This is a genomic window from Nonomuraea pusilla, assembly GCF_900109355.1.
Classification (GTDB): domain Bacteria; phylum Actinomycetota; class Actinomycetes; order Streptosporangiales; family Streptosporangiaceae; genus Nonomuraea; species Nonomuraea pusilla.
On the sequence record NZ_FOBF01000044.1, the window covers coordinates 1 to 8984 of the forward strand.

Annotated in this window: 12 protein-coding genes; all 12 read left to right on the forward strand. The window is 67.7% G+C overall.

Annotated features, from left to right (window positions below):
- The coding region (locus BMX74_RS44740; RefSeq protein ID WP_177227753.1) for a hypothetical protein at window positions 1–439 on the forward strand (439 nt) is incomplete at its 5' end.
- 104 nt (window positions 440–543) lie between these two features.
- On the forward strand, window positions 544–780 hold the full coding sequence (locus BMX74_RS42100) for a hypothetical protein (RefSeq protein ID WP_143078974.1): 237 nt from the start codon (window positions 544–546) through the stop codon (window positions 778–780).
- 227 nt (window positions 781–1007) lie between these two features.
- A complete protein-coding gene (locus BMX74_RS42105; protein ID WP_091106040.1) occupies window positions 1008–1427 on the forward strand; it encodes a hypothetical protein in 420 nt (139 codons plus the stop codon).
- Window position 1428: 1 nt separating this feature from the next.
- Window positions 1429–1833, forward strand: coding sequence for a DUF6221 family protein (locus BMX74_RS42110; protein WP_091106042.1), 405 nt, complete (start codon window positions 1429–1431; stop codon window positions 1831–1833).
- Between the two features lie 662 nt (window positions 1834–2495).
- Entirely contained in the window at window positions 2496–2672 is a 177-nt protein-coding gene (locus BMX74_RS44745) for a hypothetical protein (RefSeq protein ID WP_177227754.1), read from the forward strand.
- Window positions 2673–2903: 231 nt separating this feature from the next.
- A complete protein-coding gene (locus BMX74_RS42120; RefSeq protein WP_091106043.1) occupies window positions 2904–3299 on the forward strand; it encodes a hypothetical protein in 396 nt (131 codons plus the stop codon).
- Window positions 3286–4923: a hypothetical protein gene (locus tag BMX74_RS42125; protein ID WP_091106046.1), complete on the forward strand. Its 1638-nt coding sequence runs from the start codon at window positions 3286–3288 to the stop codon at window positions 4921–4923. The genes BMX74_RS42120 and BMX74_RS42125 overlap by 14 nt, the downstream gene beginning before the upstream one ends.
- Before the next feature lie 5 nt (window positions 4924–4928).
- Window positions 4929–6341: a phage portal protein gene (locus BMX74_RS42130; protein WP_177227755.1), complete on the forward strand. Its 1413-nt coding sequence runs from the start codon at window positions 4929–4931 to the stop codon at window positions 6339–6341.
- Window positions 6341–7267, forward strand: coding sequence for a hypothetical protein (locus BMX74_RS42135; RefSeq protein ID WP_091106047.1), 927 nt, complete (start codon window positions 6341–6343; stop codon window positions 7265–7267). The genes BMX74_RS42130 and BMX74_RS42135 overlap by 1 nt, the downstream gene beginning before the upstream one ends.
- 49 nt (window positions 7268–7316) lie before the next feature.
- Entirely contained in the window at window positions 7317–7970 is a 654-nt protein-coding gene (locus tag BMX74_RS42140; protein WP_091106049.1) for a hypothetical protein, read from the forward strand.
- Window positions 7967–8155: a ribosomal-processing cysteine protease Prp gene (locus BMX74_RS42145; RefSeq protein WP_091106050.1), complete on the forward strand. Its 189-nt coding sequence runs from the start codon at window positions 7967–7969 to the stop codon at window positions 8153–8155. Before BMX74_RS42140 ends, BMX74_RS42145 begins: the two co-directional genes overlap by 4 nt.
- 3 nt (window positions 8156–8158) lie before the next feature.
- The coding region (locus tag BMX74_RS42150; RefSeq protein ID WP_218154261.1) for a major capsid protein at window positions 8159–8984 on the forward strand (826 nt) is incomplete at its 3' end.

The following is an 8984-nucleotide window of genomic DNA, read 5'->3' on the forward strand; positions in this document are numbered from 1 at the left end:
CACCGAGACGTCCCGCCGCCGCAGGGACGGGGCGGTCCTCACGCAGGCGTGGACCATCATCTCCGCCCACCTCGACGCGCTCCTCGCGCTGGAAGCCGAGCCGATGATGCGCGACGGCGAACTGGTCGACCTGTCCGGCGCCGACGCTGGCCTCGACATCCTGTACTTGGCGCACCGCTGCCGCCGGCTCCTCACCGACAACCGGCAGCCCGCCCGCCACCTGTCCGGCGTCTACTGCGACTGCGGCTTCGCTGACCTGTACGAAGTCCTCGACGACGACGGGCAGCAGGCAGGGGCGAAATGCCGCCAGTGCCGCGCCGAGTACAACCAGGACGAGTACGCGGACCTGACAAAGGTCCGCTCTGCGCGAGTCAAGTCCTACCGGCGGCGGGGAGTGCGACCCGCGCCCACAGACGATTTGGTCGCCCGGCGCGCCTAACTCGCGTTTTCGGACATGACCTGTTATAAGTCATGTTCATAGTGGGAGCAAAGGCCCTCAGACCAGATGGTCGAGGGCTTTTCGCATGTCTGGGGGTGACCGGCATGCCCGAGCGGATCACTATCGCCCAGGCCGCGCAACGCCTTGCAATCCCCGAGCCCACCGTCCGCGTGTGGGCTTCCCGCCACCACGCCCGCAAGCTGCTGAAGCTCGGCAAGACAGCCTGGTACGACTGGCTTGATCTCGCCACGATCGCCCGGCAGCTACGCCGCGGCGAGAAGGTGCCTCCCACCGCTGAAGAGCGTGACCTGTTGCGCGCCTCGCTCAGGCCCGCAGCCTAGACAGCCTTAGAGATCCCCATAGACGCGCACTCTCGGCGGGAGTGCGCCCGCTCCGCGGCTCTTCCCCGTGACCGCGTCGAGCTGCCGGCCTGGTGCTCTTTGTGGACTGAGGGGTCCGAGGGCGGAGAGCGCCAGGCCGGCACCCCTTGATCGTGCGGCCCCGTCTTGCTGGGGGGGTTGGTCGGGGCCGCACAACAACCCCCTACAGCCCTCTTGTGGAGAGCGACATGAAGCGGCACAAGGTCACCATCCTCCCCAATGCGGGAGGCTTCGGCGCCCACGGACTCCAGGTGGACGGCCACGACATCTCCCGAGGTGTCCGCTCGCTGACGATGAGCCTCGACCCCGGCACCCCGCCGCGCGTCGACCTGGAGATGGCGCTCGTCGAGGTCCAGCGCATGGAGTTCGAGACCTCCGAGCTGTACATCTCGGAGTCCACTCGCGAAGCGCTGATCACCCTCGGCTGGACCGCGCCTGCCACGGATGGCCCGCCCGCCGTCGTGCTGCCCACCCACCCCGGGACGGAGTCAGTCGTCCACATGTACGGGAAGACGTACAAGATCGTGGGCTGGGACTGCTACGGCGGTACAGGGGATGTCTTCGGATCGATCACGCTGCACGTGGCTCCAGTCCGGAAGCAGGGCTGAGATGTCTGATCTGCTCTCCTGGCTGAAGGCGACGATAGAGGGCGACAAGGCAGCAGCCGAAGCGGCGACGCCCGGACCTTGGACAGTCGATGACCCCAGCGAGTTCGAAAGCGGCCTTGAGATCGAAGCACCTGACGCCACGGTCGCCGGTCACGGCCACTACTGCGGTGGTGTCTGGAAACAGGCCGACGCCGACCACATGTGCCGCCACGACCCGCAGGACACGATCGCCCGCTGCGATGCGGAGCTGTTCATCCTGAGTTGCCACGAGGGACCTCACGAGTGTGTGAGCCCGGACGACAACTGCCTGTGGATCGAGTGCGAGGACGACTGTCCGACCCTTAAGGCGCTCGCCCGAGGTCGCCGCCACCGCTCCGGCTTCAATCCTGCTTGGCTGGAGTCATGATGTGCGCCGACTCCTACACGTGTACCCGCTGCGGATGCCTGGTCGATGAGCGCTGGCGGGAAGAACACAACGTCTTCCACCGCCAGATCGACGAGCTGCTCGCGAAGGCGCCAGAGACGCCGGATTCCCCCTGACCCCATAGACCCCCGGGCGGGCTTAGGCACTCTCTCACATGCAGCGCCTTCGCTTGGGCAGCGCCCGCCCGGTTCACTCTCCGTCACATCGGTGCCGCGTTTATGCAGGTCGCATCCCGAGCTTCTGTAATCACCGCAGGTGGTGAGACGCCATGCCTCGCAAGGCGATGTCCGTGTGCTCCACCCCCGGCTGCGCTGAGCTAACCCAAGGCGGCAGGTGCGATGACTGCAAGCGCGAGGCCGAACGGCAGCGAGGCAGCGCATTCCAGCGAGGCTACGACAGCGCATGGCGCCGCACACGCAAGGCGTACCTGCGTACCCACCCACACTGCGAGTGCGACGACTGTGCAGCCCTACCCGTGCACCTGCGCCCCATCGCCACAGACGTAGACCACATAGACGGGCTAGGACCCAAGGGCCCACGCGGCCACGACCCATCCAACCTCAGGGCCATGGCACACGCCCACCACTCCAGCCGCACAGCCCGCGACCAGCCCGGTGGATGGAACGCCCGATAGGAGGCATGCCATGGCAGGCAAAGGCAAAGGCCACATAGCCAAAGGCCGACACGACGTGTACGACACACTCGCCCCCAAACTCGGCAAGCAGCGCGCAGCACAGATCGCCAACGCAGGCGCCACCAAGGCAGGCCGCACCGCTATGGCCCGCAAAGCCGCAGCCACACGCAAAGCCCACAGCAAGTAGCCCCATCACCCCGGGGGGCACCCCCCAGCCCGGACCCGAAGAGGACCGCGGGGGAGGGCGCTGCCACCCGCGGAGGGTTCAAACGTTACGGCCTGTCACGCAAGGTGACTGGCTGGCCTGATGTCGCGCAATGCGGCGAGGGAGTAGTGATCGACCATGGCGCGTGGAGGTGCCCGGAACAGGTCTGGCCCCCAGCCTGACGAGTCGTCGGGGCGTTCGGAGCAGCGCGGGGTGGTGTTCACGGCCCTGCCGGCCGAAGGCTACGACGGTGAGCCGCCAGAGTTTCCGCTCCCGCTGGCGAATGCTCGCGAGCTGGAGGTGTGGGAGGAGGCGTGGCGTACCCCTCAGGCGGCGGCCTGGTCGATTCAGCCGTGGCGTTGGCGGACGGTCGCCATGTGGGTGCGCTGGTCCGTGCGGATGGAAGCTGAGGACGCCTCAGCGGCGCTCGGGAACGTCGTCGTGCGGTTCGCTGACCAGATCGGGCTCACGCCCGCGGGACTGAAAGAGAACGGCTGGAAGATCGCCGAGGATGACCTTGCGGTGAAGCGGCAGGAGCGCGAGGAGCCTGTCGACGACGTCGAGGATGTCCGGTCGCGGTTCACGGTCGTGACTCATGGCGGCGGCTGACAAGTACGTTGTCGACTTCCCGACCCTGTTCATTGTCCCCGCTTGGACGCAGCGGCACTGCATCGTCCCGGACGGCTTCTCCAAGGGCCGGCCGTTCCGCATGTACGACTGGCAGCTCTGGTGCACGCTCAACCACTACAGGGTGAAGCCGGACGCGCAGGCGTACGACAGCAACGGCATTCCGACCCGCGGCGCCGCGTTCTTCTACCGCCGCTCGCAGATCATCGCCCCGCAGAAGACCGGCAAAGGCCCTTGGTCGGCGACGATCGTCTGCGCGGAAGCGGTGGGGCCGGTCCTGTTCGCTGGCTGGGCTGAGGGCGGCGAGCAGTACCGGTGCGCTGATCACGGGTGCGGGTGCGGATGGACGTACACGTACCGGCCGGGCGAGCCGATGGGCATGCCGTGGCCGACCCCGCTGATCCAGCTCCTGGCCACGTCCGAGGATCAGGTCGACAACGTCTATCGGCCGTTGCAGGCGATGGCGAAGGGGCCGCGGCTGGCGGAGTTGATGAAGGTCCGTGAGGGCTTCATCCGGCTGCCGAACGACGGGATTATCGAGGTGGTCACCTCCAGCGCCATGTCCCGGCTGGGCAACCCGCTCATCTTCTGCCTTCAGGATGAGTCGCAGCTGTACAACGCGACGAACAAGCTGGTGAAGGTCGCCGAGACGATGCGCCGCGGCGCGGCCGGCATGGGCGGCAGGTCGATGGAGACGACGAACTGCTTCAACCCTGCCGAGCAGTCGACGGCGCAGCGCACGTTCGAGGGGAAGGCGAAGGACGTCTTCCGCTTCTATGAGCCGCCGCCGGCGAACCTGTCGTTCAAGAACAGGGCGGAGCGTCGCAAGATCCTGCGGTTCAACTACGCCGGGTCTCCGCACGCGAGTGTCCCGATGATCGAGGCGGAGTGCGCCGAGCTCGCCGAGACCGATCCCGCTCAGGCGGAGCGGTTCTTCGGCAACCGGATCGTCTACGCCGGCGGCTCGTGGATGGACGGCGACGTGTGGGACGGCCGTGCGAGGCCGGAGCAGGTGCCGGACGGGACGTCGATCGTGCTCGGGTTTGACGGCAGCGACAGCGACGACTGGACGGGAATCCGGGCCGAGACGGGCGCCGGCTACCAGTTCACGCCCACGTTCGGGCCGGACCAGACGCCGACGTTCTGGAACCCTGCCGAGCATGGCGGTCAGGTGCCGCGGCTGGAGGTCGCCGCCGCGGTGGACGAGCTCATGTCCCGGTACAAGGTCGTGCGCATGTACTGCGACCCGCCTGACTGGAAGTCCGAGATCGACGCTTGGGTGGAGAAGTACGGCGACAAGGTGGTCTTGCGGTGGGAGACGTACCGGCCGGTGCAGATGCATGCAGCGACGCAGCGTCTCCTGGTGGACGTGACCAAGGCTGAGTCGGCGTTCACGCACGATGGCTGCAAGACGACGGCGATCCACGTGAAGAACGCCCGGAAGGCGCCGCGGCCGAACCAGCGGTACGTGCTGGAGAAGCCCAGCCAGACGCAGAAGATCGACCTCGCCGTTTGCTCCGTGCTCGCGCATGAGGCCGCTGGCGATGCACAGGCCGCTGGCCTGTTCCGGAAGAGACGCCCCTCCAAGGTGATCGTCATGAGATGAGGTGAATGGTGGCTCGCTCCGCGCTGGAATGGCTGATGCACCTCATCAAGTGCCACGACAGGGACCTGCCCGAGCTGAAGAAGTGGGACGCCTACTACGAGGGCGAGCAGCCGCTGTCGTACATGGCGCCGGAGTTGCTCCAGGAGTTGGACGAGCGGGTCCGGCAGGTCGTCGTCGAGTGGCCTCGCCTGGTCGCTGACTCGGTGGAGGAGCGCCTCGACATCGAGGGCTTCCGCTTCGGCCGGCAGGCCGAGGCCGATGAAGAGCTGTGGCGCATCTGGCAGGCCAACGACTTGGACGAGGAGTCCCAGAAGGCGCATGTTGACGCGCTCGTGATGGGCCGTTCCTACGTGATCGTTGGGGCGAACGAGGACGACGCGAACACTCCGATCGTGACGGTCGAGTCGCCGCTGGAGGTGTACGCGGAGCACGACCCGCGCACGCGTAAGGTTGCCGCCGCGGTGAAGCGGTGGACCGAGGAAGACGAGAACGGCAAAGTCGAGCACGCCACCCTCTACCTGCCCGGCGTCACCGTCTGGTGGGTTAAGCGGGACGGCGACTGGGTGGAAGACCCTGACCATGGGCGCGATGAGCACGAGCTCGACGAAGTGCCGGTCGTGCCGATCGTCAACCGGCCGCGTACGAAGCGCCCTAACGGGGTCAGCGAGCTGAAGCCGATCGTTCCGCTGTCGGATGCGGCCTGCAAGATGGCGACCGACATGATGGTGTCCGGCGAGTTCCATGCGGTTCCCCGGCGTTGGGCGATCGGTGTTGACGAGTCGGACTTCCAGGATGAGCAGGGTCGGAAGATCTCCGCGCTGAAGCGGATCATCGGCCGAGTCTGGGCCATCCCGAAGCATAAGCAGGAAGATGGCGTCGAGGTCGGCCAGTTCCCCGAGGCGAACCTGGCCAACTTCCATGAGACGTTGAAGCTGCTGGCCATGATGGTTGCCTCTCTGGGCGGTCTTCCGTCCCGGTTCCTCGGCCACGCCACGGACAACCCGGCCAGCGCGGATGCGATCCGGTCGGATGAGTCGCGCCTGATCAAGCGAGCAGAACGCCGCCAGCGCTCTTACGGCGGCTCCTGGGAGCGGGTGCAGCGCCTCGTCCTGAAGGTGCGAGGTGACGAGACGGCGGACGACGCCAAGAGCCTCGAAACGCTCTGGCGGGACGCCGCCACGCCAACGATCGCGCAGAAGGCCGACGCCGCAGTGAAGCTGTACACGGCGAAGATCGTCCCTCTTCACCAGACGCGCGAGGACCTCGGGTACACGCAGGTCCAGATCGAACGGATGGAGGAGGAGGACGAGAAGGTCGCCGAGAACGCGTTCCAGCGGGTGATGGCCGGCGACCTGGCCGCGCTGACCGGGCCCAAGCCGCCGCAAGAGAAGCAGCCTGAACCTGAACCGGTGGCCTGATGGCCGCCCAGCAGATCGCCCAGGCCCACTACCAGGCACAGCAGGCCGTCGTCCGTTCCATTGTGGACCAGGGGCAAACCCTGTGGGCCACAGTGCGGGCAGCAGACGTGCTCGACTCCTGGCTGGCGGCGCTGGACACGATCATTCAGATCCTCACCTTGGGCCAGCGGGCCGCGGCCTCACTGTCGCAGCCGTACGTCGCAGCGGTAGCGCGCGAGCAGGGCGTACCCCAGCTCGGTGCGGGCGTCGTCAATCCGGGCGCGTTCGCCGGCGTGGCGGCGGACGGTAGGGACCTGCGGTCGCTGCTGATGCAGCCCGCCTTGCGGGCACTCGGTCTGCTGGCCGTGGGCGTCGACGACCAGTTGGCGCTGCGGTCGGGGCTAGCGCGCCTGACCCGCATTCTGGAGACGGAGACCACCGATGCCGGGCGCGTCGCTGACGGTGTCGGGATGGTGGCCAACCGCCGCTTCGTCAGCTACGTCCGCATGCTCACACCGCCGTCCTGTGGCCGGTGCATCGTATTGGCTGGCCGCGCCTACTCCTGGTCGACGGGGTTCGCCCGGCATCCGAACTGCGACTGCTACCACCTGCCGATCCCCGAAGGCAGCCCCGAACGGCTCCTGGTGCAGTCTCCGCGCGAGGCGTTCGACGGCATGTCTCGCGAGCAGCAGAACCGAGCATTCGGCAAGTCCGCCGCCGAGGCCATCCGCGACGGCGGCGACATCGCCCAAGTCGTGAATGCGCGCCGACGGGGCGCCACCTACGTGGCTGGCGGGCGCGAATACACCCGCGAGGGCACCACGCGCCGCGGCCTGTACGGTGCCGGCCGGGAGCCTCGCCCGACACCAGAGCAGATCTACCGCGATGCCGCAGGCGATCGAGGTAAGGCCATCGGTCAACTCCGCCGCTTCGGCTACCTCATCTGAGACCTCCCCGCGCCGCAAGGGCCGGGGCTGATCCCGCAACGGGAGACCCATGTACACCGAACGACACTGGCTGTTCGACCTCGCGCGCTTCGACGAGGACCCGCCGGACGACAACCCGGGCAACCCGGACCCCGAACCGGATGTGCCCGATCCTGAGCCTGAGCCTGAGGGGGCCGACCAGCTCGGCGACAAGGGCAAGCAGGCGCTGGAGCGGATGAAGGCCGAACGGGCCAAGGCTCGCCGAGAGGCGGCCGAAGCGAAGAGGCTGGCCGACGAGCTGGCGGCGAAGGTCGCCGAGTTCGAGGACCGCGACAAGAGCGAGACGGAGAAGGCCGCCCAGCGCGCCGAGAAGGCCGAGCAGCGCGCCGTCAAGGCCACACAGCGGGCCGTCAAGGCCGAGGTGCGGGCTCTCGCGGCGGAAGCGTTCGCCGACCCTGAGGACGCTCACGCTTTCCTCGACCTGACGAGCTACGCCGGCGATGACGGCGAGATCGACCTCGATTCGATCCGCTCCGACCTCGACGATCTGCTGGAGCGCAAGCCTCACCTGCGCAAGCAGGCCGACCCGCCGCCGAAGAAGACGCCGAAGCCGGACCCGTCGCAGGGGCCGCGCAAGGAGCCCGAACCCACCAACTACCGCACTGCCGACCACTCCGCGTTCGAGGCGGAACTCGCCAAGTACGGCGTGCGCCCCCGCCAGTGATCCGCATCCGAGCCCATCTGGGGCCGGGCCTCACCTCCATTGAGGTGGACGGACACGAGGGCCACGCCGAGCAGGGCCGCGTGTGCGCCGCGGTGTCGGCCATCGCACAGACCGCGCTGCTCGGGCTCGAAGAGATCGCCCGGCAGCACCCGGACCTCGTGTCCATCACGATCACTGAGGAGTGATTCATGACTGTCCAGACCGCCCGTTGGGCGTTCCAGCTCGACCGCCACGACGTGCGGTCCACCCTCCCGGCCGCGATCCGGGAGATCATGCAGAACGGCCTGCTGTACAGGACCTTCGAGGACGCGCTGCTGCCCGAGTTCCTGTACCCGATGATCGCTACTCCGCGGCCGTGGTCGGCCAACCTGGGCGACACCGGCACCTTCACCCGTACCGGCCTGCTCAACCCGGTCACCACGCCGATCACCGGCAGCGACCCGTCCACCCAGACGTACGGCATCGAGCAGTGGTCCGTCACCATGGACCAGTACGGCTCGGCCATCGACACCAACATGCTCCAGTCGCGCATGTCGCTGGCGTCGAAGTACCTGGAGGACGTGCAGAAGCTCGCCATCAACGCGGGCCAGTCGCTCAACCGGATCGCCCGGGACAGGCTGTACGGCGCCTACGCCGGCGGACGCACCTGGTGCACCACCGCGGGCAGCTCGGACACGAGCATCATCGTCCAGTCGGTGAAGGGCTTCGAGACCGTCCTGGTCAACGGCAAGCCCACCCCCGTCTCGGCGTCCAACCCGCTGAACGTCACCATCGCCGGTGTCGCGAACACGGTGACCGGCGTGAACACGGGCACCAGCACGCTTACCCTCGGCACCGCCCGCGCGGACGTGGTCGGCGACGCGGTCGTGGCCGTCAACGCGCCGGTCAGCATCCGCCCCGGCACCCAGGCCACCGCCTACGAGCTCTCCACGAGCAACGTGGTCACGTTCAAGATGTTCCGCGCCGCCGTCGCGCGCCTGCGGAAGATGAACGTCCCCACCCTCGGCGGCTACT

Coding starts and splice junctions, on each gene's coding strand:
- BMX74_RS42100 (WP_143078974.1), top strand. CDS start 544: ATGCCCGAGCGGATCACTATCGCCCAGGCCGCGCAACGCCTTGCAATC.
- BMX74_RS42105 (WP_091106040.1), top strand. CDS start 1,008: ATGAAGCGGCACAAGGTCACCATCCTCCCCAATGCGGGAGGCTTCGGC.
- BMX74_RS42110 (WP_091106042.1), top strand. CDS start 1,429: ATGTCTGATCTGCTCTCCTGGCTGAAGGCGACGATAGAGGGCGACAAG.
- BMX74_RS44745 (WP_177227754.1), top strand. CDS start 2,496: ATGGCAGGCAAAGGCAAAGGCCACATAGCCAAAGGCCGACACGACGTG.
- BMX74_RS42125 (WP_091106046.1), top strand. CDS start 3,286: ATGGCGGCGGCTGACAAGTACGTTGTCGACTTCCCGACCCTGTTCATT.
- BMX74_RS42130 (WP_177227755.1), top strand. CDS start 4,929: ATGGTGGCTCGCTCCGCGCTGGAATGGCTGATGCACCTCATCAAGTGC.
- BMX74_RS42135 (WP_091106047.1), top strand. CDS start 6,341: ATGGCCGCCCAGCAGATCGCCCAGGCCCACTACCAGGCACAGCAGGCC.
- BMX74_RS42140 (WP_091106049.1), top strand. CDS start 7,317: ATGTACACCGAACGACACTGGCTGTTCGACCTCGCGCGCTTCGACGAG.